Below are 25,960 nucleotides of genomic sequence, written 5' to 3'. Positions count from 1 at the left end.
TGAACCGCGACACGTCCACGCCCGCTCATCTCACGATGTGGACGGGCGTCCGATGTGCACCCGGCCGCCGTCGCGCGCGCCGTCAGGTGATGTCGCGGCGCAGCGTCGTCGCGCGCCCGACCAGCGACAGGACCGCGACGTACGCGAGCATCACGAGCAGCCCCTGCCACGCCGTGAGCAGGCCCCCGGTCATGCCGGCCGAGGCGTAGAATGACCCGCCCGAGATCGCCTCGCCCGCAGCGCCCGGCAGGTACGCCGCGACGTCTCCGCCCCACGAGGTCTGGCCCAGCGCGACGCGCGCGATCGGCTCGACGAACTGCGTGAACGCCAGCGCGCCGACGACCACCGCGACCTGGCTGGTGACGACCGTCCCGACCGCCACGCCGAGCAGCGCCCACAGCGCGAGCGCGAGCGTCGACAGGCCCAGGGTGCGCCACGTGCTCGCCTCGCCGAGGAACGTCGGCTCGCCGAGCAGCGCCAGCACGCCACCGCCCGCCGCGACGCACGCGAGCGTGCCGGCCAGGCCGTACACGAGTCCCAGCGCGCCGCCCGAGAGGAGCTTCGCGCCGAGGACCACACCGCGGCGCGGCTCGGACAGGTAGGTCGGGGTGAGCGTGCTGTGCCGCACCTCGGAGGGGTACGACAGGCCGCCGACGACGAGCGGGAACACGTACCCGAGCGAGACGGCGATCGTGTAGACCGTGCGCACGACCTCCTGGGGCGAGAGCGTGACCTCGTCGCCCGTGCCGCTCGTCGCCTGGCCCTGGCTCAGCACCCAGCCCATCGCACCGGCGATGAACGCCATGTAGACGACCATCGTGAGCAGGAGGATCCACCACAGGCGCGTCGTGACGAGCTTGCGGTACTCGGCCACCACCGCGGCGCGCATCAGGCGGCCCCGTCCAGGCGAGCGGGCGCCGGTGCGCCGGCGGGTGGCTGCTCCGCGCCGGGTGGCGGGGCGGTGAGCTGGAGGAACACGTCCTCGAGCCCGACGTCGCGGGCCTGGAGACGGTGCAGCTCGACACCCGCGCCGAACGCGGCCGCGCCGACCGCGGGCGTGTCCACGTCGAGCAGGACGTACGTCGCGCCGTCCGGGCCGCGCCGGACGTCGTCGACCGCCCACCCGCCGGCCGCGACGAGCGCGTCGAGCGCCGCCGCGTCGGGCGAGGCCACCTCGACGCGCCGGCGCGCGAGGCGCGCGAGCTCGCCCAGCGGCGACGCGTGCACGAGCCGCCCTCGGGCGATGATCACGACGTCGTCGACGGTCTGCTCGACCTCGGACAGCACGTGGCTCGACACCAGCACGGTGCGGCCCTCGTGCGCGAGCGCGCGCAGGAAGCCGCGCAGCCACGCGATGCCCTCGGGGTCGAGGCCGTTCGCGGGCTCGTCGAGCAGGAGCACGGGCGGGTCGCCCAGGAGCGTGGTCGCGAGCGCGAGCCGCTGGCGCATGCCGAGCGAGAACCCGCCGACCCGGCGCTGCGCGACCGCGGACAGGCCGACGAGCGCGAGGACCTCGTCGGCGCGCGTGTCGGGCACGCCGACCTGAGGTGCGAACACGCGCAGGTGGTCGCGGGCCGTGCGGCCGGGGTGGAAGCTCGCGGCCTCGAGCGCCGCGCCGACGACGTGCGCGGGGCGGGCGATCTCGGCGTACCGGCGGCCGCCGACCGTCGCGGTGCCGCTGGTCGGGGACACGAGGCCGAGCAGCATGCGCAGGGTCGTGGTCTTGCCGGCGCCGTTGGGGCCCAGGAAGCCGGTGACGCGGCCCGGGCGCACCTCGAAGTTGAGGTCGTCGACCGCGCGCACGGCGTGGGGACCCGAGCCGAACGTCTTGGTGAGGTGCTCGACGCGGACCGTGCGGTCGTCGTCCGGCGTCGAGGTGCTCGTCGGTGTGCTGGTGGGGCCAGGCTGCATGTCGTCCAACCTACAGTTCTAGTTGCGGTAGAACAAAGCGTTTCCCGTGGCGGGGCGCCCGCCCGGCAGCGTGACGCGCATCGTGCACCCGTCGGCCACGTCCGCGACCTCGATGGTGCCGCCGTGCAGCTCGACCGCCCAGCGCACGATCGCCAGACCCAGGCCCGTGCCGCCCGTCGACACCTGACCGGTCGCCGGCGTGTTGCCCCGCACGAACCGCTCGAACACGTGCGCGCGCTCCGCTCGTGCGATCCCCGGCCCGTGGTCCACGACGTCGATCCGCACGTCCGGGCCGACCCGGCGGGCGACGAGCCGCACCTCGTCGTCGCGCGGCGAGTGGCGCACCGCGTTGTGCAGCAGGTTCGCGACCACCTGGTGCAGGCGCTCGGGGTCACCGTCGACCGTGAGGTCCTCGGGCTCGACGTCGACCACGAACCGCAGGTTCTTCGACGCCCCGACGAGCGCGGCCGCGTCCGCCGCCTCGCGCAGGAAGTCCTGCAGGCGCAGGCGCGTCAGCTGCAGCGGCGCATCGCCCGCCTCGAGCCGGGACAGGTCCAGCAGGTTCGCCACGAGCCGGCCCAGGCGCTCGGTCTGCGCGAGCGCCGCCTCCATCGTCGCCGGGTCGGCGGGCGTCACGCCGTCGACGATGTTCTCCAGCTCGGCCTGCAGCGCGGTCACCGGCGTGCGCAGCTCGTGCGACACGTTCGCGACGAGCTCGCGGCGGAACGTGTCCGACTGCTGCAGGTCGTCGGCCATCGTGTTGAACGCCTCGGCGAGCTGGCCCACCTCGTCGGCGCTCGTCGCGCGCACGCGCTGCGTGTAGTCGCCCGCCGCCATCGCCCGGGCGGCGTGCGTCATCTCGCGCAGCGGCGACGTCATCCCGCGCGCCAGGAGCTGGGTGAGCGCGAGCGAGATGACGATCGCGAGCGGGAACGTGCGCGACGGGCCCAGCTCGTAGGACAGCCCGATCCAGGTGATGAACGACGCCATCGTGACGGTCGCCGCGACGAGCACGCCCAGCTTGATCTTGATCGACCGGAACCGGTCCAGCGGGCGCACGTCGGGCAGGCGGGACCGCACGGCGGCCCCGCGGCCGTGCCGGGGGTGGGGTCGCGCCGCGGCGCGCGCGCTGCTCATCGTGTCAGGCGCCGGCGCCCTCGGACGCACCGGCCTGCGCGCCGTCCGCGGGCTCGAACGCGTAGCCCACGCCGTGCACCGTGCGGATGAGGTCCGCGCCGAGCTTGCGACGCAGCGCCTTGACGTGCGAGTCGACCGTGCGGGTGCCGCTCGCGTCGACCCAGTCCCACACCTCCGCGAGCAGCCGCTCGCGCGTCAGCACCGTGCGCGGCGACGAGGCGAGCGCGACGAGCAGGTCGAACTCGGTGGGCGTGAGGTGGACCTCGTCGCCGTGGCGCAGCACGCGCCGCTGAGCCTTGTCGACCGTGACGTCGCCGATCACGAGCGGGGGAGCGGGGGCGTCGGCCGCCTGCAGCTCCACCACGCGCGCCGCGCGCTCGGTGCGCCGCAGCAGCGCCTTCGTGCGGGCCACGAGCTCGCGCATCGAGAACGGCTTCGTCATGTAGTCGTCGGCGCCGACGCCGAGCCCGATGAGCATGTCCGTCTCGTCGTCGCGTGCCGTCAGCATGAGGACGGGGACCGGACGTGCGGCCTGCACGCGGCGGCACACCTCGAGCCCGTCGATGCCCGGCAGCATCACGTCGAGCACGATGACGTCGGGCACCAGCCGTGCCGCGGCCTCCACGCCCGCGAGGCCGTCACCGACGGCCTCGACGCTCCAGCCCTCGGCCGACAGGCGTCGCACGATCGCCTGCGCGATCGCCGGCTCGTCCTCGACGACCAGCACCTTCGTCGGTGCGGCCTTCACCGCCGCGCTGCTCGCACTCCCCAGCGTCGTCATGTGCCCAGAGTGGCACAGCACCCCCGGCCGTGGCCTCGGCACGCGGCGGGACGCACCCGTATGATGTCGCCACTATGAGCAGCTCAAGTAGCTGCCGGCGTCCCACCCTCACCCCTGCACCGGTCCAGCACCGGCAGACCGCACCCGCGGAGCAGGCGGCGGACGGGTCCGACGATGCCGGCCCCCACCTGAGACCCGGTGCCGCCCGCGGGCGCCACCCCCACCACGTCCACGCGCCCGGCGGCTGCCGGGGCCCGCGACGGCGCGCACCCCGGCGGGGGTGCCCGTGCTGACCGAGTGGCTCCTGGTCGTGCTCGGCGTCGTGCTCACGCTCGGCACCGCGCTGTTCGTCGCGGGCGAGTTCTCGCTCGTCACGCTCGACCCGGGCGTCGTCGCGAAGCAGACGCGGCCCGACGACCGGCGCGGGCAGTCCGTCCTCAAGGCGCTGCGCGGCCTGTCGACCGAGCTGTCCGGCGCGCAGGTCGGCATCACCGCGACCACGGTGCTGCTCGGCTACACGACGCAGCCCGCGGTGCAACGCCTGTTCTCCGGCTGGCTCGGCGACGGTGTGCTGAGCGCGACGGCCGCGACCGCGGTCGCGGTCGTGGCGGCCGTGATCCTCGTCAACGGGTTCTCGATGCTGGTCGGCGAGCTCATCCCCAAGAACTTCGCGATCGCCAACCCGCTCGCGACCGCGCGGGCGGTCGCGCCGCTGCAGCGCGGGTTCACGCGCGCGCTGCGGCCCGTCATCGCGTTCTTCAACGGCAGCGCCAACTGGCTGCTGCGCCGCATGGGCGTGGAGCCCCGCGAGGAGCTCTCCGGCGGTCGCTCGCCGCAGGAGCTCGCGGCCCTGGTGCGCCGCTCCGCCGAGGTCGGCACGCTCGAGCAGTCGACCGCGCGGTTGCTGACCAACTCGCTGGAGTTCGAGACGCTCACCGCCGTCGACGTCATGACCGACCGTCAGCGCATGGTCGCGGTGCGGCGCGAGGACTCGGCGCTCGACGTCGTCGCCCTCGCGCGTCGCACCGGTCACTCGCGGTTCCCGGTGCTGGGGGAGGGCAGCGACGACATCGTCGGGCTCGTGCACCTGCGCCGCGCCGTCGGGGTGCCGTTCGAGCGTCGCGGCGAGGTACCCGCCGCGGCGCTCATGGACGACGCGCCGAGCGTGCCCGAGACCGTGCACCTCGGTCCGCTGCTCGTCGAGCTGCGCGGCCACGGCATGCAGATGGCCGTCGTCGTCGACGAGTACGGCGGCACGTCGGGCGTCGTGACGCTCGAGGACGTCGTCGAGGAGCTCGTCGGTGAGGTCGCCGACGAGCACGACCGCACGCGCGCCGGGGTGGCGCGCTCGGCCGACGGGTCCTGGCACCTGCCCGGTGTCACCCGGCCCGACGAGCTGACGGAGCGCACCGGCCTCGTCGTCCCCGACGAGGGACCGTACGAGACGCTCGGCGGGCTCATGATGGCGCGGCTGGGCCGCATCCCGGAGGTCGGGGACGTCGTCGCCGTCGGGCACGTGCGCCTCGAGGTCGAGCGGATGGCCGGGCGGCGCGTGGAGCGCGTGCACGTGTGGACGGAGCCCGACGACGACGCCGACGAGCCCGGCGCCGCCGGCACCGCGGGACGGGGTGCGCGATGAACAGCACCCTCGCACTCGTCGTCGCCGTCCTGCTGCTCGCCGCGAACGCGTTCTTCGTCGGCGCCGAGTTCGCCATCATCTCCGCGCGGCGCTCGTCGATCGAGCCGCGTGCGCAGGCCGGCGACCGGCGCGCGCGCACCGTGCTGTGGGCGATGGAGAACGTGTCGCTCATGCTCGCGTGCGCGCAGCTCGGCATCACCGTGTGCTCGACGAGCCTCGGCGTGGTCGCGGAGCCCGCGATCGCGCACCTCATCGAGGACCCGCTGCACGCCATGGGCGTCTCGTCCGCGTGGACGCACCCCGTCGCGTTCGTCCTCGCGCTGCTCGTCGTCGTGTACCTGCACGTCGTGCTCGGCGAGATGGTGCCCAAGAACCTCGCGGTCTCCGGCCCCGACCGGGCGGTGCTGTGGTTCGGCCCGCCGCTCGTCATGGTCGCGCGCGTCGTGCGGCCGCTGATCGGCGCGCTCAACTGGCTCGCCAACCACGTGCTGCGCCTCTTCGGGGTCGAGCCCAAGGACGAGGTGTCCTCCGCGTTCACCGCGCAGGAGGTCCAGTCGATCGTCGAGCGCTCCCAGGCCGAGGGCCTCCTGGAGGACGAGCAGGGCCTGCTCGCGGGGGCGATCGAGTTCTCGGGGCGCACCGCGCAGGAGGTCATGGTCGCGCACGACGCGCTCGTCACCGTCGATCCCGACGCGACGCCCGCGCATATCGAGCACCTGGTCGCGCGCACCGGCTTCTCGCGGTTCCCGGTGCTCGACGACGGCACGCTCGTCGGGTACCTGCACCTCAAGGACGTCCTGTACGCCGAGGACGACGACCGCGACGTGCCCGTGCCGCGGTGGCGCGTGCGCGCGCTCGCGGTCGTGGCGCCGGACGACGAGGTCGAGGAGACGCTCGCGGCGATGCAGCGCACGGGCGCGCACCTGGCGCGGGTCGACGACGACGGGCGTGCCGTCGGCGTCGTCTTCCTGGAGGACATCCTCGAGGAGCTCGTCGGGGAGGTCCGGGACGCGATGCAGCGCGGTGCGCTGCGGCAGCGGTCGGTCTCCTGACGCGCACGGAACCTTCACACGTGGCCGGATCCTGCGAGGTATGTCCGTCTTTGGCGGCCCCTTTCCGACATGGCCGCCGCGCGATGCGCCCCTCGACGGCGTGTCGCGCGGCGTGTCGCGGACGGGGGCGTGGGAGCGCGTTCGTCCGATCGACTGGACGGGCGTCCAGGGGCTTGGACGGGCGCGGGTGAGCCGTTATGGTTTCGTGATCGCCGGCAACGTCGCAGGGCACGGGGCAGACCTGCAGCCGGCGACAGTCGTGCAAGCGGTGCCCTCCGGGCGCCCCGGACGTCCTCGGGAGGTGCTGTGGTCGAGTCTCACGCCGCCGCCGCGGCACCCCTGACGCGGCGGCAGATCCGTGAGGCCGAGCGGGCCGCAGCCGAGCGTGCGGAGCGCGAGCAGTCCGCCCAGCGGTCGGCTCCGACCACCGCCCCCGCTGCGCGCGTCGCGCACTCGGCCTGGGACCCGCGCGGCGCGTCCCCCGGCCACTCGGAGCCCGGCTCCGGGCCCGACGCCGGAGGCGCGCAGACACCCAGCTGGGTCCCCACGGACCACCGCCCGGTCGCACGCCCCGCACCGCCCGCCTCGCGTGCCGCCGCCACGTCCGCGATCCCGACGACGCGACCGGCCGCGGCACGTCCCGCACCCTCCGGACCTGCACCCTCCGGTCCTGCATCCTCGGCGCCGGCGCACACGGGCCCCGCCGTGGCGGGCACGTCCCGCGCGGTCCCCGTGCAGGCGCTCGTCGCCGCCGCGCACGAGGTCGGCACCCGCGAGCCCGTCGCCACCGCGCTGCAGCACGCGCCCGCGGCCCGCGTCGTGCGGGTCGCCGAGGCCGAGCGCCCCGCACGTCCCGCCGCGGACCACGTCCCGTCGAACCCCGCGCCGCGGATGCTCGACGAGACGGTCGTGATGGCCCCGCCGATCCTCGACGACCTCGACGAGCCCGACTACCGGTCCGTCCCGGCCGCGTCCGGCCCCGCGGTGCCCGCGGCCCCGATCGGACCGTCGTGGGCGTTCATCGCAGCACCCGCGGCCCCCGCCGAGGAGAGCCCGGCGCGCGCCGCGGGCGCGGAGCAGGCCACCGAGCCGGTCGTCGAGAGCCGCGCTGCGAAGACCCGGCCCGCCGACTCCCGCCTGGCCGACTCCCGCCTGGCCGACTCCCGCCCCGCCGACTCCCGCTCCGCGTCCCGCTCGGCCCAGCGCCCGGCACCGGACCGTGTCGTGCGCGTCCACACCGGCGCACGTGCGCTCAACCGCAGCGCGCGTCACGCGGTCCGCTTCGGCGTGGTCGGCGCGCTCGCGGCCGTGACCGTCGCCGTTCCGCTCGGGCGCGGGACGTTCGGCAGCACCGACGTGCTCTCGGGCCTCCCGAGCGACCACGGCACGCTGCCGAGCACGGTCCTCGCGCTCACCGGCCAGTCGTCGTCCGACTCGCCCCCGGCCTCGCTGTCGACCGTCGACTCCGCGATCCTCGAGGCCCGCGGCGCCGAGCTCGCGAGCCGTGACTGGACGCGCGAGCCGATCCCCGGGTGCGACTCGTCGGCCCGTGCGGCGGGCTCCAACGGCCTGCTCGCCCGCAAGGACCTGTGCACGCTGTGGGACGGCCACACGCAGATGCGCGCGGACGCGGCGTCCGCGCTGGCCGAGCTGAACGCCGTGTACGTCGCACGGTTCGGTGCCGACATGTGCATCGCGTCCGGCTACCGCACGCTGCAGGAGCAGTACGCCGTCAAGGCGAAGCGCGGCGGTCTCGCCGCCGCCCCCGGCAAGAGCAACCACGGCTGGGGCCTGGCGATCGACTTCTGCAGCCAGATGACCACCGGCACGCGCTGGGCGTGGCTCAACGAGAACGCCGGGACCTACGGGTTCGAGAACCCCGCGTGGGCGCGCCCGGGCGGTTCCGGCCCGTTCGAGCGCTGGCACTGGGAGTACACCAAGGGCGTCCAGGCCGACGGCGAGTACTACGGCTGACGCCACCCGAAGGCCCGCTGCGCGGTCGATGCGGAGGGCCCTAGCAAGGCCCCTCGCGGGCGACTGACGCGCCGCCGCGAGGGACCCGCAGGTCAGTCCTGCTCGAGGCGCAGCCCCCAGCGCGCCTCGTGGTGCGCGCCGGGCGCGAGCTCGACCAGCAGGTCGCCCGTGCGGAACGCGTCGGCGATGCAGGTCATCGGCTCGACCGCGACGCCGCGGCGTCGGATGCCGGGCACGTGGTCGCCCGTGCACACCTGCCACGCGGTGAACGCCTCGTCGGCCCACATCGCGGTCGTGCGGCCGTCGGGGGTCGTCAGGCGCGCCCAGGTGCGGCCCGCGTCGTCGCGCACGGGGGCGAGCCACGCGTCGTCCAGGTCGACACCGCGCAGCACCCGCGGCTCCCGCAGGTCGAAGTGACCCTCGAGCTCCTCGGTACCCGTGGGCAGCAGACGCTCGTCCACCGTCACGTGGCGGTCCGCTCCCACCTGCAGCGTGCACTCGTCGACGCTCGCGTCGCCCGGGGACAGCCACGGGTGGAAACCGAGCCCGTAGGGCGCGCTCGTCGTGCCCAGGTTCGTCGCGCGCGTCGTGACCGTCAGGCCGTCGTCGGCCAGGGCGTACGTCACGTCGATGCGGACGGGCCACGGGTAGCCGGGGTTCGGGACGATCGTCGTGGTGAGCGTGACGGCATCGTCCGTGGGCTCCTGCGCCGGGGTGAACGGCGTGAAGCCGACGAGCCCGTGCAGCGAGTTCAGGCGGTCCGGCTCGGTGATCGGTACCTGGTACGTCCCGCCGGCGTAGCCGTACAGGCCGTCCGCGAGGCGGTTCGGCCACGGGGCGAGCACCGCGCCCGAGAAGGCGGGGGCGATCTCGTCCTCGGAGTACGGGAGCACCACGTCGCGTGAGCCCACGCGGTACTCGCGCAGGCTCGCGCCGACCGCCGCGACGACGGCGACCTGGTCGCCGTGCCGCAGGGTGTGCTGGGTGCCCGAGGGGGAAGGAGTGGTGCGGACGTCGTCGGCAGCGCTGGTCACGTGCACACCGTAGCCGTACCCGGGGACCACGTCCGGGACCGGTGGCCCGCACGGGCCCGCGCAACGGCCGGCGCGCGGCACCGGGAGCCGGGGCTCGGCGCCCGATCGGGTGGTGCGCACCCGCACTGTGGACAACCGACTGCGGGGAGCGAGGCGTCTCCCGTAGGGTGCGCATGCCCTGACGGACCGGACATGTCGGGCGAAACGGCGGCTGCGGTCGCCATGTCGGCCGGGTGAGGACCGGCGAGCGGGAACGGGCGACGACGCAGGGGGAAGCATGGAAGGGCTCGGGATCCTCGAGCGCGAGGTGCGCGAGCTGATCCGTCGGCGTGGCATCGACCCGGTGCGCGACCGCCCGGGGATCACGTCGCTCGTGCAGGACGCGATCGCGGACTACGACGCGCGCTCGGTGCTCGGGGTCGTGCCGCCGCTCGTCGACGGCGCCGCCGCGCACAAGGCCGTGCTCGACGCGGTGGCCGGGTTCGGGCCGCTGCAGCGCTACCTCGACGACCCGGAGGTCGAGGAGATCTGGATCAACAACCCCCAGCAGGTGTTCGTCGCGCGGCGCGGTGAGCCGGAGCTGACGACGACGATCCTCACGGCGGTCGAGGTCCGCGAGCTGGTCGAGCGCATGCTCAAGGTGTCCGGGCGGCGGCTGGACCTGTCCAGCCCGTTCGTCGACGCGACCCTGCCGGGCGGGGAGCGGCTGCACGCCGTGATCCCGGACATCACCCGCAAGGACTGGGTGGTCAACATCCGCAAGTACGTCGTGCGCGCGGACCACCTCGAGGACCTCGTGGTGCTCGGCTCGCTGCCGCCCGACGCCGCGGCGTTCCTCGCGGCCGCCGTGCGCGCGGGCCTCAACGTGCTCGTCTCGGGCGCCACCCAGGCGGGCAAGACGACGATGCTCAACGCGCTGTCGGGTGCCGTGCCGGTGCGCGAGCGGATCATCTCGTGCGAGGAGGTCTTCGAGCTGCGCCTCGCGGCACGCGACTGGGTCGCGATGCAGTGCCGCCAGCCCAACCTCGAGGGCACGGGCGAGATCCCGCTGCGGCGGCTCGTCAAGGAGGCGCTGCGCATGCGCCCCGACCGGCTGCTCGTCGGCGAGGTGCGCGAGGCCGAGGCGCTGGACCTGCTCATCGCGCTCAACGCGGGCGTCCCCGCGATGTGCACGATCCACGCCAACTCGGCGCGCGAGGCCGTCACCAAGCTCTGCACGCTGCCGCTGCTCGCGGGCGAGAACGTGTCCGACCGGTTCGTGGTGCCGACCGTCGCGTCGTGCGTGGACCTCGTCGTGCACCTGGGGCACGACTCGCGCGGGCGGCGGCGTGTGCGCGAGATCGTCGGCATCCCGGGGCGCACCGAGCAGGGCGTCGTCGAGACCGCCGAGATCTTCGCGTGGCGTGACGACCGGCTCGTGCGGGGCGACGGCTTCCCGCCGCACACCGAGCGCTTCGCACGGCTCGGGATCGACCTCGCCGCCCTCCTGCGGGCGAGGGGCTGAGCGTGGACGTGGTCGTGGGGCTCGTGCTGGGCGCGGGCGTCGGGTGCGTGTGGTGGTCGTTCTGGCCGCAGGTGACCTCGGGTGAGGGCCGCTCCGGGCGGTGGCGTGCGCGACTGCAGGACGACCTCGTGCAGGCCGGGGTCCAGGGCGTGACGCCCGGCGGGCTCGCGGTCGCGAGCACGGTGCTCGGGATCGTGACGCTCGTCCTCGCGATCGGGCTCACGCGCGTGCCCACCGTCGCGCTGTTCTTCGCGGCGTTCGCCGCGGTGGCACCGCTCGCGGTCGTGCGAGGGCGCGCCCGGCGCCGGCGGTCGCGGCTGCGCCAGCTGTGGCCCGAGGTGGTGGACCACCTCGCCTCCGGTATCCGTGCTGGCCTCGCGCTCCCCGAAGCCGTGGCCCAGGTCGGCGAGCGCGGACCCGAGGAGCTGCGCGCACCGTTCCGCGCCTTCGGGGAGGACTACCGCGCGACCGGTCGGTTCGCCGAGAGCCTCGACCTGCTCAAGGCGCGGCTCGCCGACCCCGTGGCCGACCGGGTGATCGAGGCGCTGCGGATCACCCGGGACGTCGGCGGCACGGACCTGGGCCGGCTGCTGCGCACCCTGTCCGGGTTCCTGCGCGACGACGTGCGCACGCGCGGCGAGCTCGAGGCGCGCCAGAGCTGGACCGTGTACGCCGCGCGCCTCGCGGTCGCGGCACCGTGGATCGTCCTCGCGCTGCTCGCGACGCGCACCGAGGCGGCCGGCGCGTACGACAGCCCCGCCGGCTTCGCGGTGCTGCTCACCGGCGCCACCTGCACGGTCGTCGCGTACACGCTGATGCTCCGCGTCGCGCGGCTGCCCGAGGACCCGCGGGTGCTGCGATGAGCCCGACGGTGCAGGGCGGTCTCGCGGGCCTGCTCGCCGCGTGCGGTGTGCTCGTGGTGGTGGCGCGGCTGCGCGGCCGCCGGATCACGCTCGACCAACGTCTCGCCCCGTACCTGCGACCGCGGCGCGCCGGCTCCGGACTGCTCGGGCTGCCGTCCGTGCGCGGCCCGGTGCCGGTGCTCGAGCGGCTGCTGGCCCCCGTGCTCGCCGACGGCGTGCGGCTCGTGACGCGCATCGGCTCACCGACGACCGAGCTGGCGCGCCGCCTGCAGCGCGCGGGCCGCGCGGAGTCCGTCGAGCAGTTCCGCGCGGGCCAGGTGGTCGCGGGCGCGCTCGGGCTCGCGGCCGGCCTCGCGCTCGCCCTGGTGCTCGCCGCGACGCGCGGCTCGCAGACGGCCGCGCTCGTCGTGCTGGTCGGGGTCTGCGGTTTCGTCGGTGTGCTGACGCCCGACTGGATGCTCGGCCGCAGCGTCCGCGAGCGCGAGTCGCGCATCGTCGCCGAGCTGCCGACGATCGCCGAGCTGCTCGCGCTCGCCGTGGGCGCGGGCGAGGGCGCGCTCGGCGCGCTCGAACGCGTCACGCGCAGCACGCACGGCGAGCTGAGCGTCGAGCTCGAGCGCACGCTCGCCGACGCGCGCGCCGGCTTGCCGCTCGTGCAGGCGCTGGACGGCCTCGCGGACCGGACCGGTGTGCCCGCCCTCACGCGGTTCGCCGAGGGCGTCGCGGTCGCGGTCGAGCGCGGTGCGCCGCTCGCCGACGTGCTGCGCGCCCAGGCGCAGGACGTGCGCGAGGAGGGTCGCCGCCTCCTCATGGAGACGGGCGGTCGCAAGGAGGTCCTGATGATGATCCCGGTGGTCTTCCTCATCCTCCCCGTGACCGTCCTGTTCGCGGTCTTCCCCAGTGCCGTCGTGCTGCAGGTGGGCCTGTGAACCGCCCGACGAGCACCACGAGCACCGGCATGACGAGCACCGGCACGACGAACGCCGGCACGACGGACACGCACGACCAGACCACGACGCCGCGGCCGGCCCGGCCGCGCGTCGCGACCATCGGCATCCCGCCGCACGGCGGGGTCTCACGAGGAGGTACGGATGACGACGCTGCGGCACGGGAGCGCGCGGGTGGCCCGGGTGCGGGACCGCGTGCAGGACTCGACGCTCACTCTGGCGGTGCGCACGCACGGCTGGTTCACGGGGCGGCTGCGGGCCGCGGGGCGGGACCGGGGAGACGTGCCCGGCTGGGTGCTCGTGACGCTCATGACCGCGGCGCTCGTCGTCGCGCTGCTGACGCTCGCCCGCCCGCTCCTGCAGAACCTGTTCAGCAACGCGGTCGACGAGGTGAACAACACCTGACGCGCCGCGCCGCCGGGGGTGCGGACGACGGTGCGGCGGTCGTCGACTTCGTGCTGATCGGCGGCCTGATCGTCGTGATCGCCCTCGGCATCGTGCAGCTCACGCTCGGGCTGCACGTGCGCAACACGCTGGTCGACAGCGCGTCCGCGGGCGCCCGGTACGGCGCGCTCGACGGCCGCTCGACGAGCGACGCCGCACGACGCACGCGGGAGCTGGTCGCCGGCTCGCTGGCCGACGGCTACGCGTCCGACGTGACCGCGCGGCGCGTCGTGGTCGACGGCGTGGAGATGATCGAGGTCGAGGTGCGCGCGCCGCTTCCGGTGATCGGCCTGATCGGCCCTGCGGGCCGGCTCACGGTGACGGGCCACGCGATCGCCGAGGACGACCTGCCGTGAGCGGCGGAACGCCCGTGCCGCCGGCCCTCCGCCTGCTCGTCGCGCGCCTCGCGGCGCGGGTCCGCCACGGCGACGCGCGCGACGACGGGAGCGCGATCGTCGAGTTCCTCGGCCTCGCGTTCGTCCTGCTGCTGCCGCTCGTGTACCTCGTGATGGTCCTCGCGCGGCTCGAGGCCGCGAGCTACGCGGTCGAGTCGGCCGCGCGCGAGGCGGCCCGCGTGTACGTCGCGGCGGACGACGCCACGTCGGCGGCCGCCCGAGCCGCGGCCGTCACCGGGGTCGCTCTCCAGGACCAGGGCTTCGACGACGAGCCGGCCGAGGCACTCGTCGTGACGTGCGAGCAGTCGCCGTGCCTGCAGCCCGACGCGCACGTCGAGGCACGCGTGCAGGTCGTCGTCCCGCTGCCGTTCGTGCCCGACATGGTGCGTGACGTCGTCCCGCTCGAGATCCCCGTGTCGTCGAGCCACGTCGCGGTCGTCGACGAGTACCGGAGCATCAGGTGAGCCGGGTCTGGCGGGCGCTGCGCGGTCGCCTGCACCGCGCGGGCGGAGCCGACGACGGCCAGGTCATCGTCCTGACGTTCGGGGTCGTGGTCTTCGCGTCGATGCTCATCCTCGTCGTGGCGTCGGCCGCGCAGCTGCACCTCGAGCACAAGCGGCTGGTCGCGCTCGCGGACATGCTGGCGCTCGACGCCTCCGACTCGATCGGCGAGAACGTCTACTACGGCCACGAGGGCAAGGCGCGCCTGGCGCTGACGGACGGCTCGGTGCGCGGCGCGGTCGACGACTACCTCGCCGCGCACCCCGACGAGACCGCCGGTTGGCGCCAGTTCGCCGTGAGCGAGGCCGTCGCCGCCGGCCCTCGCACGGCGCGGGTCGGGCTCGTCGCGCGCGTCCGTCCGTCGTCGACGGCATGGGTCCTGAGCGCCTGGACGGACGGCATCACGATCCACGCGGAGGCCAGCGCCACCGCGGACTGATGCTGCGCGAGGTCTGTCCTGGCTGAGCCGAGTCCCCGACCAATCGTCGACGGGAGACGACTCGACTTCCGCGTGCCAGCGACGGTGCGCGGTGCCGGTGTCGCCTCCGCCCACGGGGTTGGAAGAGCGCCCATGCAGGCCTCCGCTATCCGTCGGCCCACTTCTCGATCGCGGCGATGCTGTCGAGGGCCTGGTCGAAGTGCTTGCCGTTGATGGGCACCCGGACGTCGGACTTGTGCACATCCACCCCGGGGAGGCTCATCATGAACTCGCGCTGTGACGCCTTGGTGTTGTTGAGGTCCAGCGAGCTGAGGTACAGCGACACTCCGTGTTCGTCACCCGCGTAGGTGAACAGGACGTAGCCGCCCTTCAGGTTCACGGAGTAGAGCGACCAGCCTCGGTCCAGGAGCACCTTGGCGACATCTCGCGAACGAGTCGACGGGTCGTAGTCCTTCTGGCGCTGGAGCATCTCCTCCAGCTTCTCGGCCGTTTCTGCGGCGAGGTCGGGCCAGGCGTGCGACGCGCCGGCCGGCTCGGGGGCGGCACTGGTCACGGTGACCTGGCCGTCCTGGCCAACGGTGATCGTCCCAGTGAAGCCCTGCGGGATGTGGAAGTGCAGATCGTTCGACATCAGATCTCCTCGGTGCTGAGGTTCCGTTGGGACCATTAAAGCACATGTCGACAGCAGCGGCAATCGCCAGCAAGCACCGCCAATGAAAGGCAATGACGGCGGCGGTTGTACTTCGATGACGACGGGCGGCCGAGGCGGCGTTGGGCCGCGGCGAGAGTCGGATGAGGTTGCGGGTAACCTGGACGGTCGTGGCCACCACCGACTTTCCCGCTGAGATCCGCGAGCTGCGCACCACCCTGGAGTCCATCCAGTCGGTGAGCGACCCGACCGCACTCCGGGAGAAGATCGCGCGCCTGTCCGAGCAGGCGTCGGCGCCCGACCTGTGGGACGACCCGGAGTCGGCGCAGAAGGTCACGAGCGCGCTGTCGGCGACGCAGAGCGAGCTGGAGCGCGTCGACAAGCTGCGCGGTCGGATCGACGACCTCGAGACCCTGGTCGAGCTGGGCCAGGAGATGGAGGACGAGGACACGCTCGCCGAGGCGGAGACGGAGCTGGTCAAGATCCGCAAGGACCTCGACCAGCTCGAGGTCCGCACGCTGCTCGCGGGGGAGTACGACCAGCGCGAGGCGGTCGTGACGATCCGCGCGGGTGCCGGTGGCGTGGATGCGGCGGACTTCGCGGAGATGCTGCTGCGCATGTACCTGCGCTGGGCCGAGCGCCACGGCTACTCGACGGCGGTGCTCGACACGTCGTACGCGGAGGAGGCGGGCCTGAAGTCGGCGACGTTCGAGGTCAAGGCGCCGTACGCGTACGGGCACCTGTCGGTCGAGGCGGGCACACACCGCCTGGTGCGGATCTCGCCGTTCGACAACCAGGGCCGCCGGCAGACGTCGTTCGCGGCGGTCGAGGTGATCCCGCTGATCGAGCAGACGGACAGCATCGAGATCCCGGAGTCGGAGATCAAGGTCGACGTGTTCCGCTCGTCGGGTCCGGGTGGGCAGTCGGTCAACACGACGGACTCGGCGGTGCGCATGACGCACATCCCGACGGGCATCGTCGTCTCGATGCAGAACGAGAAGTCGCAGATCCAGAACCGGGCGGCGGCGCTGCGCGTCCTGCAGTCGCGCCTGCTCCTGCAGCGTCAGGAGGAGGAGCGCGCCGCGAAGAAGGAGCTCGCGGGCGACATCAAGGCGAGCTGGGGCGACCAGATGCGCTCGTACGTCCTGCAGCCGTACCAGATGGTCAAGGACCTGCGCACGGAGCACGAGGTCGGCAACCCGGCCGCGGTGTTCGACGGCGACATCGACGACTTCATCGAGGCGGGCATCCGCTGGCGCCGCGCGCAGGAGTCGCAGACCTCCTGAGTCAGCCGACCGTGGAGGCCCGCACGGTGAACGACGTGGGCAGGACGATCGGCTCGTTCGGCACGGGCGTGCCGCGGAAGCTCGCGAGCAGCGCACGCGCCGCGACCTGACCCATCTCGCGGATGGGCTGGTGCACGGTCGTGAGCGGCGGGTCGGTCTGCGCGGCGAACGGCAGGTCGTCGAAGCCGACGACCGCGACGTCGTCGGGGATGCGCAGCCCCGCCCGGCGCAGCTCCGTCATCGCGGCCATCGCCATCGTGTCGTTGTGCACGAACAGCGAGTCGAACTCGAGCCCTGCCTCGAGGGCGCGGTGGACCGCGGCCTGGCCGGACTCGTAGCTGAAGTCGCCCTCGACGACGTGCAGGGGGTCGAGCGTGCGGCCGGCGGCGGCGAAGCCCTCGGCGAAGCCCGCGAGCCGGTCCTGCACGCACCCGAAGCGCGGGTCGCCGGAGATGACGAGCGGGGCGCGACGGCCGATGCCGAGCAGGTGGTGGGCCGCGGCGAGCGCGCCGAGCCGGTTGGTCGTGGCGACCGACCCGAAGCGCGGCTCGTGCCCGCGGTCGTCGATGAGCACGACCGGCAGGCCCTCGTCGTGCAGGCGCGTGATGTAGTCGAGCGTGCCCTCGGGCTCGACGACGAGCAGGCCGTCGAACGCGCGCGCGGAGACGTGCTCCGTGAACCGGCGCATCGACTCCTCGCCCTGCGTGGTGGTGAAGACGAGCATGCCGTAGCCCTCGTCCTCGATGGCCTCGATGGCGGCCTGCACGACCTCGCCGATCCACGGCCAGGTCAGCGACGGCAGGAGCATCGCGACGACGTGCGTGGTGCCGCGCGCGAACGCGACGGCGCGGGCGTTGGGGACGTAGCCGAGCTCGTCGATGACGGCTCGGACGCGTGCGGCGGTCCTCGCGTCGAGCTCGTCGCGTCCGTTGAGGACGCGCGAGACGGTGGTCTTGCTGACACCGGCGCGTTGCGCGACGTCGCGGATGGTCACAGCCACGCGTCGATTGTCCCGGTCCGGGAAGCGTCACGGGGCCGCGCGGGCCCCGAAACCACCGAGTGTGACGCAGAGCACATAGGATGACTTCGGGTTACGAAGCGAAGGCAAAGCGGCCGAACCGCACCGGCCTCTCGACAGTCAGGACACGCTTTGGTAACAGCGCTTGCGTTCTCGATGGCTTTGAGTCTTGAATTCAAGCCATCACTCCGGGGCGGTGGGTCAAAGACGGCTCCACGCACGGACGGAGCGGCCGCAGCCGCACCGCCGCGCCCCGGACGGTGTGCCAGAGGAGTAGACGACGATGTCCCAGACCTGGAAGAAGCTGTCGGTCGCGATCGCGACCGTCGGCCTGCTCACCGCCTCCCTCGCCGCGTGCAGCAGCGAGCGCGACAGCGACAGCGACACGAAGGCGACGCCGGGTGCGACGACCGGCGCGTCCGAGGGCGGTGGCCTCATCGGCATCGCGATGCCGACGAAGTCCCTCGAGCGGTGGAACCGTGACGGTGCCCACCTCGTGGAGCTGCTGGAGGACGCGGGCTTCGAGACGAGCCTGCAGTACGCGGACAACAAGACCGACCAGCAGATCAGCCAGATCGAGAACATGATCAACGACGGCGCCAAGGTGCTCGTCATCGCCTCGATCGACGGCACCACGCTCGGCCCGGTGCTCGAGCAGGCCGCCGCGAAGGACGTCAAGGTCATCGCGTACGACCGCCTGATCAACGAGACGCCGAACGTCGACTACTACGCGACGTTCGACAACTACAAGGTCGGCCAGATGCAGGGCCAGTTCATCGAGGAGACCCTCGGCCTGAAGGACGGCAAGGGCCCGTTCAACTTCGAGCCGTTCGCCGGCTCGCCCGACGACAACAACGCCAAGTTCTTCTTCCAGGGCGCCTGGGACATCCTCAAGCAGTACGTCGAGAACGGGAAGCTCGTCGTGCCGTCGGGCAAGGCGCCCAAGACGGACGACCAGTGGACGAACATCGGCATCCTCGGCTGGGGCTCGGACGACGCCCAGGCCGAGATGGAGAACCGCCTCAACTCGTTCTACGGCGGCGACACCAAGGTCCAGGTCGTGCTGTCCCCGAACGACTCGCTCGCGCTCGGTATCTCGCAGGCGCTCACCGGCGCCGGCTACAAGGCCGGTGACGGCTGGCCCGTCCTGACCGGTCAGGACGCGGACAAGGCGAACGTGCTCAACATGCTCGCGGGCAAGCAGTCCATGACGGTCTGGAAGGACACGCGTGCGCTGGGTGACGCGGTCGCCAAGATGGTCGAGGAGGTCGTCTCCGGCTCCGACGTGACGGTCAACGACACCGAGACCTACAACAACAACGTGAAGGTCGTCCCGACCCTGCTGCTCGACCCGCAGGTCGTCACGCCCGACACGGTCAAGAAGGACCTGGTGGACTCCGGCTTCTACACGGCGTCCGACCTGGGTCTGTGACCCGAGCCTGACCAGGGGCCGCCGGCGCACCCTTCGCGGTGCGTCGGCGGCCGGCCAGGCCCGCCGCCCGAGGCAGGGCGGCACCGCCAGGGTCCGCGACGCAGCGGACCGGTCGTGACCGGGCAAGGACCGAGGACCAGATGGACACCACAGCAACACCCGACTACATCCTCGAGATGCGGGGCATCACCAAGCGTTTCCCCGGCGTGCTCGCGCTCTCGGACGTGAACCTGTCCGTCCGACGCGGCGAGATCCACGCGATCTGCGGCGAGAACGGCGCGGGCAAGTCGACCCTCATGAAGGTGCTCTCGGGGGTCTACCCCCACGGCTCCTACGAGGGCGACATCGTCTTCGAGGGCACCCCCGCCGAGTTCCGCAGCACGCGCGACTCGGAGCACGTGGGGATCGTCATCATCCACCAGGAGCTGGCGCTGTCGCCGTTCCTGTCGATCGCCGAGAACATCTTCCTCGGCAACGAGCGCGCGGCGCGCGGCGTCATCGACTGGAACCACACCAACTCCGAGGCCGCGAAGCTGCTCGCCCGCGTCGGCCTGGACGAGCGCCCCGACACGAAGATCATCGACATCGGGGTCGGCAAGCAGCAGCTCGTGGAGATCGCCAAGGCGCTCTCCAAGGAGGTGAAGCTGCTCATCCTCGACGAGCCCACCGCGGCCCTGAACGACGAGGACAGCGCGCACCTGCTCGGGCTGATCAGCGGCCTGCGCGACCTGGGCATCACCTCGATCATCATCAGCCACAAGCTGAACGAGATCGAGTCGATCGCCGACACCACGACGATCATCCGCGACGGTCAGACCATCGAGACGCTGGACATGCGCAGCGACGGGGTCACCGAGGAGCGGATCATCCGCGGGATGGTCGGCCGACCGCTCGACAACCGGTTCCCGGAGCACACGTCGTCCATCGGCGACGAGGTGCTGCGCATCGAGGACTGGACCGTGCACCACCCGCTCGACCAGGCGCGCAAGGTCGTCGACGGCGCCTCGCTCAACGTGCGGCGCGGCGAGATCGTCGGCATCGCCGGGCTCATGGGCGCCGGCCGCACCGAGCTCGCGATGTCGGTGTTCGGCCGCTCGTACGGCTCGCACATCTCGGGGCGGGTGTACAAGGACGGCCAGCAGGTCCAGCTCCACAGCGTGAGCGCGGCGATCAACGCGGGCATCGCGTACGCGACCGAGGACCGCAAGCACTACGGGCTGAACCTGATCTCGACCATCCGCGACAACATCTCGGGTGCGGCGATCCACAAGGTCGCCTCGCGCGGTGTGATCGACCGCAACGAGGAGCTCAAGGTCGCCGAGCGGTTCCGCAAGGACCTCGGCATCCGGACGCCGACCGTCGAGGCGCTCGTCGGCAAGCTGTCCGGCGGCAACCAGCAGAAGGTCGTGCTGAGCAAGTGGATCTTCTCCGACCCGGACGTGCTGATCCTCGACGAGCCGACGCGCGGCATCGACGTGGGCGCGAAGTACGAGATCTACACGATCATCAACAGGCTGGCTGACGCGGGCAAGGGCGTCATCGTCATCTCGTCGGAGCTGCCCGAGCTGCTCGGCATCTGCGACCGCATCTACACCCTGTCCCAGGGGCGCATCACGGGCGAGGTCGCCCGGCAGGACGCGACCCAGGAGCGACTCATGCAGTACATGACCATGGAGAAGGACGTGACTCCCCGATGAGCACCGACACCAACCTCGCCCCCGCGATGCCCCCCGGTGAGCAGGCCCGCGTCCCGCTGAGCCAGCGCCTGTCGGGCCTCGGCGGCAACGCGCGCCAGTACGGCATCTTCGCGGCGCTCGTCCTGATCGTCCTGCTCTTCCAGGGGCTCACGGACGGCCGGCTCCTCAAGCCGGACAACGTGGTCTCGCTGTTCCAGCAGAACGCGTACGTCATGGTGCTCGCCATCGGCATGGTCATGGTGATCGTCGCCGGGCACATCGACCTGTCGGTCGGGTCGGTGGTCGCGTTCGTCGGCGGCGTCGTCGCGGTCACCATCACCGACTGGGGGCTGCCGTGGTGGCTCGCGGTGCTCATCGGCATCGCGATCGGTGCGGCGGTCGGCGCGTGGCAGGGCTTCTGGATCGCGTACATCGGCATCCCGGCGTTCATCGTGACACTCGCCGGCATGCTGATCTTCCGAGGGCTCGCGCTCGTCGTCGTCAGCCAGACCATCCGCGTGAACGACACGTCGTTCAACTCGATCGTCTCCGGCTCGCTGCCGAACTTCCTCGGCTTCAGCGGAGACATGGACGTCGTCACGCTCCTGATCGGCGCGCTCACGATCGCGGCCTTCGCGTTCACGCAGCTCCGCGCCCGGATGCAGTTGCGCAAGCACGACCTGCACGTGGAGTCGATGGCCGCGTTCATCGCGAAGATCGTCGGCGTCGCGATCGCCGTGGGCATCCTCGCGGTGCTGCTGTCGCTGTCGGCGGGCGGCATGCCCGTGATCCTCGTGATCGTCGGCGTCCTGATCGTCGCGTACACGTTCCTCATGGGTCGCACGGTGTTCGGCCGGCACATCTACGCGGTCGGTGGCAACCGTCCCGCGGCAAGCCTGTCGGGTGTGCGCACCAAGCGCGTCGACTTCATGATCTTCGTCAACATCGGCGCGCTCGCCGGTGTCGCGGCGATCATCACCACGGCGCGCGGTGGCGCGGCCGTCGCGGCCGCGGGCCAGAACTTCGAGCTCGACGCGATCGCGGCCTGCTTCATCGGTGGTGCGGCGGTCACGGGCGGCATCGGCCGGATCTCGGGCGCCATCGTCGGTGCGCTCATCATGGGCGTCCTGAACATGGGTCTGTCGATCATGTCGGTCGACCCGTCGTGGCAGCAGGCCATCAAGGGTCTGGTGCTGCTGTTCGCGGTGGCGTTCGACCTGATCAACAAGCGTCGGGCCGGCACGAGCAGCTGACCCGACCCAGTTGGCCGGCTCCCGGCCCGACGGACACTAAGGTGCGAGCGTGAGCAGGCGAGCGAGCACGGCCGGCTCCCAGTCGTCCCTGCGCGAGGCCAACCGCCAGCTCGTCGTCGAGACGGTCAAGCGGTACGGCGGCCTGACGCAGGTCGAGCTCGCCGAGGCCACCGGTCTGTCCCAGGCGACGGTGTCGACGATCGTCCGCGAGCTGTACGCCGCGGGGGTCGTCGACACCGTCGCGACCACGCGCAGCGGGCGGCGTGCCCAGATGGTCACGCTCGCCCGCCGCGTGGGTCTGGCGGCCGGCGTCCAGATCGGGCACCGTCACCTGCGTGTCGCGCTCGGTGACTTCTCGCACGAGATCCTCGCCGAGCAGACGCTCCCGCTGCCGGTCGAGCACCGGGTCGACACGACGCTGGACCGCGTCGCGCTGCTGGTGATCGACCTGCTCGAGCGGGTCGGGGCGTCGCTCGGCGACGTGGTCGGCATGGGGGTGGGCGTGCCCGCACCGGTCGACTCGGCGACGGGGATGATCTCGGTCGAGGGGATCATGCCCGGCTGGGACGACGTCCACCTCGGACAGGTCCTGTCCAAGCGGCTCGAGCTGCCGGTGTACGTGGACAACGACGCGAACCTGGCGGCCTTCGCGGAGTCGACCGTGGGTGCCGCACGGGACCGGGCCGACAGCCTGTTCCTGCGCGCGTCGTACGGCGTGGGGGCCGGGATCGTGCTCGGTGGGCAGGTGCTGCGCGGGTTCGCGGGCACGGCCGGGGAGATCGGCCACCTCACGGTCCGCCCGGACGGTCAGCCGTGCCGGTGCGGCCGGCGGGGGTGCCTCGACACGGTCGTCGGCGCGGGTGCGTTGCTCGACGCGGTCGGACCGGTGCCGGGGATCGCGAGCCTGCGTGACGTCGTGCAGCGCGCCAACCAGGGCGACGAGCGTTGCGGCGACGCGATCGCGGAGGCCGGCGCGGTGATCGGTGCGGCGCTCGCCGGGCTGGTGCTGGCGGTGAACCCGCAGGTCGTCGTCGTGGGCGGTGAGCTCGCGGAGACGGGCGAGACGCTCGTCGCGCCGCTGCGCTCGTCACTCGCGCGGCACGCGCTGCCGAACCGGATCGCGCCGCTCGAGGTGGTGCGCGCGAGCCTCGGCACGCGCGCGGAGATGGTGGGGGCGCTGGCACTCGCGGTCCAGTCGACCGACGTGCCTCTGAGCGTCGACGAGACCGTCGACGTCGAGGGCTTGGGGTGACGTCGGTGGAGGACCGTTGACGACGCAGGAGTGGGAGACTTCACTGACCGCAACACATCGACGTGAAGCAGGTGAGCACATGAGCGCGGCATCGGTGCCTCTGCTGTCCATGCGCGGCATCAGCAAGAACTTCGGTGCGGTCGAGGCCCTCGCGGGCGTCGACCTGGACGTGTTCGCGCACGAGGTCGTCGCGCTCGTCGGCGACAACGGCGCGGGCAAGTCGACGCTCGCCAAGGTCGTCGCGGGCGCGTACACCCCGGACGCGGGCCTGATCGAGATCGCGGGGGAGCCCACGACGATCCCGACGCCCGCGGCCGCGCACCAGCTCGGCGTCGCGACGGTGTTCCAGGACTTCGCGCTGTGCGACAACCTCGACGTCACGTCCAACCTGTTCCTGGGGCGCGAGGTGCGCACGGGCGGGCTGCTGGACGACGGGTACATGGAGGCCACCGCGCGGCGCGTGCTCGACAAGCTCAACTCGCGCATCCCGTCCGTCCGCACGCCGCTGTCGACCCTGTCGGCGGGGCAGCGGCAGTCCGTGGCGATCGCGCGGACGCTGATCGGCGAGCCGCGCATCGTCGTGCTCGACGAGCCGACCGCCGCGCTGTCGGTGGCGCAGACGGCCGAGGTGCTCACGCACATCGAGCGGCTGCGCGAGCTGGGGCTCGCGGTGATCCTCATCAGCCACAACATGACCGACGTGCGTGCGGTGTCCGACCGCATCGTCGTGCTGCGCCACGGCCGCAACAACGGCACGTTCGACGCGGCGACGACGAGCCACGAGGAGGTCCTCGCGGCGATCACCGGCGCGACGGTGCGCCGCCAGCCTCGGCTGCACGCGCTGCGCTGACCGGCCCCGGCCGCGCACCAGGCCGGTTCGCCGCCCTGTTCGCGCCGGTTCGTCCCGATCGCTGCGGCCCGGCCCGGCGACCTTCACCGGACCTCCCCGCGCGCTCGGCGTGTCGTCGGACCGGGCCCACGGCGGCGGTGCCTAGTCTCGACGCGCCGGGCACCCGTCCGGTGACCGGGCCCGCCCGGTCCGGTGGTGCGGGACCCGCCGCAGCGAGCAACCCGAGCGAGCAGCGTGATCAAGTTCGAGAACGTCACCAAGGTCTACGCGCGCGGCGCACGCCCCGCGCTGGACCGCATCACGCTCGAGGTCGAGCGCGGTGAGTTCGTCTTCCTCGTCGGCGCGTCCGGCTCGGGGAAGTCGACGTTCCTGCGGCTCGTGCTGCGCGAGGAGCGGGCGTCCGCCGGGAAGGTGTTCGTCGCCGGCAAGGAGCTCGGCTCGCTGTCGTCGTGGAAGGTCCCGCAGCTGCGCCGCCAGATCGGCGCGGTGTTCCAGGACTTCCGCCTGCTGCCCAACAAGACGGTGTTCGAGAACGTCGCGTTCGCGCTGCAGGTCATCGGCAAGCCGCGGCACCAGATCCTGACGACCGTCCCGGACGTGCTCGAGATGGTCGGGCTGGCGGGCAAGGAGAAGCGCCGCCCGCACGAGCTGTCCGGTGGTGAGCAGCAGCGCGTCGCGATCGCGCGCGCGTTCGTCAACCGGCCGCAGATCCTGCTGTGCGACGAGCCCACCGGCAACCTCGACCCGACGACGTCCCTGGGGATCATGCGCCTGCTCGACCGCATCAACCGCACCGGAACGACCGTGGTCATGGCCACGCACGACGACGAGATCGTGGACCAGATGCGCAAGCGCGTCGTCGAGCTCGCCACCGGTGAGCTCGTGCGCGACCAGTCGCGCGGCGTCTACGGCTCGGACCGCTGAGGCGAGGGCGACATGCGACTGCGGTTCATCCTCTCCGAGATCGGCATCGGCCTTCGTCGGAACCTGTCCATGACGATCTCGGTCGTCCTCGTCACGTTCGTCTCGCTGACGTTCGTCGGCTCCGCCGCGCTGCTGCAGCTGCAGATCGGCAAGATGAAGGACGACTGGTACGACAAGGTCGAGGTCTCGGTCTTCCTGTGCCCGGCGACGTCGCCCGAGCCCACGTGCGCGGGCGGTGAGGTCACCGACGAGCAGAAGGACGCGATCACCGCGGCGCTCGACGAGCCGGAGATCAAGCCGCTCGTCGAGGAGGTCTTCTTCGAGACGAAGCAGCAGGCCTTCGACTCGTTCAAGAAGCAGTTCGGCGACCAGTCGTGGGCGTCGGTCGCGACCGTCGACGACATGAACTCCTCGTTCCGCATCAAGCTCACGGACCCCTCGCAGTACGAGGTCGTGGCCGACGTGGTCTCGGGCAAGCAGGGCGTGGAGTCGGTGCAGGACCAGCGGCGGCTGTTCGACCGCCTGTTCCTGGTGATCGACCGCGCGACGCTGCTCACGGGTGGCCTCGCGGCCGTCATGCTCGTCGCGGCGGTGCTGCTCATCACCACGACGATCCGCCTGTCGGCGATGTCGCGACGGCGCGAGACCGGGATCATGCGGCTCGTCGGTGCGTCCACGTGGTTCATCCAGCTCCCGTTCATGCTCGAGGGCGCAATCGCGGCGACGATCGGCTCGCTCATGGCGGTCGGTGGGCTCTGGCTCGGCGTGGAGTACCTGGTCACGGACTGGTTGGGCGGTACGGTCTCCTGGATCCCGTACGTGACCACAGCCGACGTCCTCACGGTCGCGCCGCTCCTGGTGGTTGCCGGCATCCTGCTGGCCGCGATCTCGTCGCTCGTGACCCTGAGCCGCTACACGAAGGTGTGAGCATGCGCCGACGCACGCGACCGAGCCGACCGAGCCGGCCGACCGGCCGGCGCACCACCGGCGTCGCCGCAC

General features: G+C 72.6%; 25 protein-coding genes. 18 read left to right on the top strand and 7 right to left on the bottom strand.

The window, feature by feature from the left end; all coding sequences use genetic code 11:
* Nucleotides 1–82 precede the first annotated feature (82 nt).
* The 4 genes from CUD01_RS13080 to CUD01_RS13065 are packed head-to-tail and all read right to left on the bottom strand — an operon-like array spanning nt 83 to nt 3,829.
* On the bottom strand, nt 83–889 hold the full coding sequence (locus tag CUD01_RS13080) for an ABC transporter permease (RefSeq protein WP_141321667.1): 807 nt from the start codon (nt 887–889) through the stop codon (nt 83–85).
* Complete coding sequence (locus CUD01_RS13075; protein WP_141321665.1) at nt 889–1,911, bottom strand: ABC transporter ATP-binding protein; 1,023 nt, start codon at nt 1,909–1,911, stop codon at nt 889–891. The genes CUD01_RS13080 and CUD01_RS13075 overlap by 1 nt, the downstream gene beginning before the upstream one ends.
* Nucleotides 1,912–1,929: 18 nt before the next feature.
* Nucleotides 1,930–3,048: a sensor histidine kinase gene (locus CUD01_RS13070; protein WP_141321663.1), complete on the bottom strand. Its 1,119-nt coding sequence runs from the start codon at nt 3,046–3,048 to the stop codon at nt 1,930–1,932.
* A 4-nt stretch (nt 3,049–3,052) separates the two neighbouring features.
* Complete coding sequence (locus CUD01_RS13065; RefSeq protein WP_141321662.1) at nt 3,053–3,829, bottom strand: response regulator transcription factor; 777 nt, start codon at nt 3,827–3,829, stop codon at nt 3,053–3,055.
* A 286-nt stretch (nt 3,830–4,115) separates the two neighbouring features.
* On the opposite strand from CUD01_RS13065, the gene CUD01_RS13060 reads away from it, so the two are divergent.
* The 3 genes from CUD01_RS13060 (at nt 4,116) to CUD01_RS13050 (ending at nt 8,494) form a co-directional block, all read left to right on the top strand.
* On the top strand, nt 4,116–5,468 hold the full coding sequence (locus CUD01_RS13060) for a hemolysin family protein (protein WP_174773891.1): 1,353 nt from the start codon (nt 4,116–4,118) through the stop codon (nt 5,466–5,468).
* On the top strand, nt 5,465–6,520 hold the full coding sequence (locus CUD01_RS13055) for a hemolysin family protein (RefSeq protein WP_141321658.1): 1,056 nt from the start codon (nt 5,465–5,467) through the stop codon (nt 6,518–6,520). The genes CUD01_RS13060 and CUD01_RS13055 overlap by 4 nt, the downstream gene beginning before the upstream one ends.
* Before the next feature lie 705 nt (nt 6,521–7,225).
* Complete coding sequence (locus tag CUD01_RS13050) at nt 7,226–8,494, top strand: M15 family metallopeptidase (RefSeq protein ID WP_141321656.1); 1,269 nt, start codon at nt 7,226–7,228, stop codon at nt 8,492–8,494.
* 92 nt (nt 8,495–8,586) lie between these two features.
* Here CUD01_RS13050 and CUD01_RS13045 read toward each other — a convergent pair whose 3' ends face one another.
* Nucleotides 8,587–9,528 carry an aldose 1-epimerase family protein gene (locus CUD01_RS13045; protein ID WP_244937779.1) on the bottom strand — a complete coding sequence of 314 codons (942 nt, stop codon included), beginning with the start codon at nt 9,526–9,528 and terminating at the stop codon, nt 8,587–8,589.
* A gap of 277 nt (nt 9,529–9,805) precedes the next feature.
* Here CUD01_RS13045 and CUD01_RS13040 point away from each other — a divergent pair, with 277 nt between their 5' ends.
* The 7 genes from CUD01_RS13040 to CUD01_RS13010 all read left to right on the top strand — a co-directional run bounded on the left by CUD01_RS13040 (nt 9,806) and on the right by CUD01_RS13010 (nt 14,621).
* Nucleotides 9,806–11,032, top strand: a complete 1,227-nt coding sequence (locus CUD01_RS13040; protein WP_141321652.1) for a TadA family conjugal transfer-associated ATPase — start codon at nt 9,806–9,808, stop codon at nt 11,030–11,032.
* Nucleotides 11,033–11,034: 2 nt separating this feature from the next.
* Nucleotides 11,035–11,895: a type II secretion system F family protein gene (locus CUD01_RS13035; RefSeq protein WP_094179542.1), complete on the top strand. Its 861-nt coding sequence runs from the start codon at nt 11,035–11,037 to the stop codon at nt 11,893–11,895.
* Nucleotides 11,892–12,824 (top strand): type II secretion system F family protein, encoded by a 933-nt coding sequence (locus tag CUD01_RS13030; RefSeq protein ID WP_141321650.1) that lies wholly within the window; start codon nt 11,892–11,894, stop codon nt 12,822–12,824. Before CUD01_RS13035 ends, CUD01_RS13030 begins: the two co-directional genes overlap by 4 nt.
* Before the next feature lie 162 nt (nt 12,825–12,986).
* Nucleotides 12,987–13,247 carry a hypothetical protein gene (locus CUD01_RS13025; RefSeq protein ID WP_371860793.1) on the top strand — a complete coding sequence of 87 codons (261 nt, stop codon included), beginning with the start codon at nt 12,987–12,989 and terminating at the stop codon, nt 13,245–13,247.
* Nucleotides 13,244–13,642 carry a TadE/TadG family type IV pilus assembly protein gene (locus CUD01_RS13020; RefSeq protein ID WP_141321677.1) on the top strand — a complete coding sequence of 133 codons (399 nt, stop codon included), beginning with the start codon at nt 13,244–13,246 and terminating at the stop codon, nt 13,640–13,642. Before CUD01_RS13025 ends, CUD01_RS13020 begins: the two co-directional genes overlap by 4 nt.
* Nucleotides 13,639–14,145 carry a TadE/TadG family type IV pilus assembly protein gene (locus tag CUD01_RS13015; RefSeq protein WP_307722683.1) on the top strand — a complete coding sequence of 169 codons (507 nt, stop codon included), beginning with the start codon at nt 13,639–13,641 and terminating at the stop codon, nt 14,143–14,145. Before CUD01_RS13020 ends, CUD01_RS13015 begins: the two co-directional genes overlap by 4 nt.
* Nucleotides 14,142–14,621 carry a hypothetical protein gene (locus CUD01_RS13010; protein ID WP_141321648.1) on the top strand — a complete coding sequence of 160 codons (480 nt, stop codon included), beginning with the start codon at nt 14,142–14,144 and terminating at the stop codon, nt 14,619–14,621. Before CUD01_RS13015 ends, CUD01_RS13010 begins: the two co-directional genes overlap by 4 nt.
* A 145-nt stretch (nt 14,622–14,766) precedes the next feature.
* Here the strand turns inward: CUD01_RS13010 and CUD01_RS13005 are convergent, their stop codons facing one another.
* Entirely contained in the window at nt 14,767–15,252 is a 486-nt protein-coding gene (locus CUD01_RS13005) for a hypothetical protein (RefSeq protein WP_141321646.1), read from the bottom strand.
* Nucleotides 15,253–15,440: 188 nt separating this feature from the next.
* Between CUD01_RS13005 and prfB the strand changes: the two genes are divergently transcribed.
* Complete coding sequence (gene prfB, locus CUD01_RS13000; RefSeq protein WP_141321644.1) at nt 15,441–16,556, top strand: peptide chain release factor 2; 1,116 nt, start codon at nt 15,441–15,443, stop codon at nt 16,554–16,556.
* 1 nt (nt 16,557) lies between these two features.
* Here prfB and CUD01_RS12995 read toward each other — a convergent pair whose 3' ends face one another.
* Nucleotides 16,558–17,556 carry a LacI family DNA-binding transcriptional regulator gene (locus tag CUD01_RS12995; RefSeq protein WP_094179550.1) on the bottom strand — a complete coding sequence of 333 codons (999 nt, stop codon included), beginning with the start codon at nt 17,554–17,556 and terminating at the stop codon, nt 16,558–16,560.
* Between the two features lie 301 nt (nt 17,557–17,857).
* Here CUD01_RS12995 and chvE point away from each other — a divergent pair, with 301 nt between their 5' ends.
* From chvE to ftsX, 7 genes are all read left to right on the top strand, one after another.
* Nucleotides 17,858–19,006, top strand: a complete 1,149-nt coding sequence (gene chvE / locus CUD01_RS12990; RefSeq protein WP_141321642.1) for a multiple monosaccharide ABC transporter substrate-binding protein — start codon at nt 17,858–17,860, stop codon at nt 19,004–19,006.
* Between the two features lie 140 nt (nt 19,007–19,146).
* The gene (gene mmsA / locus CUD01_RS12985; RefSeq protein ID WP_141321640.1) at nt 19,147–20,703 is read left to right on the top strand and encodes a multiple monosaccharide ABC transporter ATP-binding protein; all 1,557 of its coding nucleotides are present in this window, start codon (nt 19,147–19,149) and stop codon (nt 20,701–20,703) included.
* Nucleotides 20,700–21,935, top strand: a complete 1,236-nt coding sequence (gene mmsB / locus CUD01_RS12980; protein WP_141321638.1) for a multiple monosaccharide ABC transporter permease — start codon at nt 20,700–20,702, stop codon at nt 21,933–21,935. The genes mmsA and mmsB overlap by 4 nt, the downstream gene beginning before the upstream one ends.
* Before the next feature lie 49 nt (nt 21,936–21,984).
* The gene (locus tag CUD01_RS12975; RefSeq protein WP_141321636.1) at nt 21,985–23,187 is read left to right on the top strand and encodes an ROK family transcriptional regulator; all 1,203 of its coding nucleotides are present in this window, start codon (nt 21,985–21,987) and stop codon (nt 23,185–23,187) included.
* Between the two features lie 79 nt (nt 23,188–23,266).
* Entirely contained in the window at nt 23,267–24,037 is a 771-nt protein-coding gene (locus tag CUD01_RS12970; protein ID WP_094179554.1) for an ATP-binding cassette domain-containing protein, read from the top strand.
* A gap of 234 nt (nt 24,038–24,271) precedes the next feature.
* The gene (gene ftsE, locus CUD01_RS12965; RefSeq protein ID WP_094179555.1) at nt 24,272–24,961 is read left to right on the top strand and encodes a cell division ATP-binding protein FtsE; all 690 of its coding nucleotides are present in this window, start codon (nt 24,272–24,274) and stop codon (nt 24,959–24,961) included.
* Between the two features lie 12 nt (nt 24,962–24,973).
* A complete protein-coding gene (gene ftsX, locus CUD01_RS12960) occupies nt 24,974–25,888 on the top strand; it encodes a permease-like cell division protein FtsX (protein WP_141321634.1) in 915 nt (304 codons plus the stop codon).
* Nucleotides 25,889–25,960 lie beyond the last annotated feature (72 nt).

Origin of the sequence: Cellulomonas uda (assembly GCF_006538705.1) — a bacterium.
GTDB classification, from domain to species: Bacteria; Actinomycetota; Actinomycetes; order Actinomycetales; family Cellulomonadaceae; genus Cellulomonas; species Cellulomonas uda.
Note: the sequence above shows the minus strand (reverse complement) of the source record. Positions and strands in the feature narration are given on the sequence as shown.

Coding starts and splice junctions, on each gene's coding strand:
- CUD01_RS13065 (WP_141321662.1), bottom strand. CDS start 3,829: ATGACGACGCTGGGGAGTGCGAGCAGCGCGGCGGTGAAGGCCGCACCG.
- CUD01_RS13005 (WP_141321646.1), bottom strand. CDS start 15,252: ATGTCGAACGATCTGCACTTCCACATCCCGCAGGGCTTCACTGGGACG.
- CUD01_RS13075 (WP_141321665.1), bottom strand. CDS start 1,911: ATGCAGCCTGGCCCCACCAGCACACCGACGAGCACCTCGACGCCGGAC.
- ftsX (WP_141321634.1), top strand. CDS start 24,974: ATGCGACTGCGGTTCATCCTCTCCGAGATCGGCATCGGCCTTCGTCGG.
- CUD01_RS13070 (WP_141321663.1), bottom strand. CDS start 3,048: ATGAGCAGCGCGCGCGCCGCGGCGCGACCCCACCCCCGGCACGGCCGC.
- CUD01_RS12970 (WP_094179554.1), top strand. CDS start 23,267: ATGAGCGCGGCATCGGTGCCTCTGCTGTCCATGCGCGGCATCAGCAAG.
- mmsB (WP_141321638.1), top strand. CDS start 20,700: ATGAGCACCGACACCAACCTCGCCCCCGCGATGCCCCCCGGTGAGCAG.
- CUD01_RS13040 (WP_141321652.1), top strand. CDS start 9,806: ATGGAAGGGCTCGGGATCCTCGAGCGCGAGGTGCGCGAGCTGATCCGT.
- mmsA (WP_141321640.1), top strand. CDS start 19,147: ATGGACACCACAGCAACACCCGACTACATCCTCGAGATGCGGGGCATC.
- chvE (WP_141321642.1), top strand. CDS start 17,858: ATGTCCCAGACCTGGAAGAAGCTGTCGGTCGCGATCGCGACCGTCGGC.
- CUD01_RS13025 (WP_371860793.1), top strand. CDS start 12,987: ATGACGACGCTGCGGCACGGGAGCGCGCGGGTGGCCCGGGTGCGGGAC.
- CUD01_RS13080 (WP_141321667.1), bottom strand. CDS start 889: ATGCGCGCCGCGGTGGTGGCCGAGTACCGCAAGCTCGTCACGACGCGC.
- CUD01_RS13055 (WP_141321658.1), top strand. CDS start 5,465: ATGAACAGCACCCTCGCACTCGTCGTCGCCGTCCTGCTGCTCGCCGCG.
- CUD01_RS13030 (WP_141321650.1), top strand. CDS start 11,892: ATGAGCCCGACGGTGCAGGGCGGTCTCGCGGGCCTGCTCGCCGCGTGC.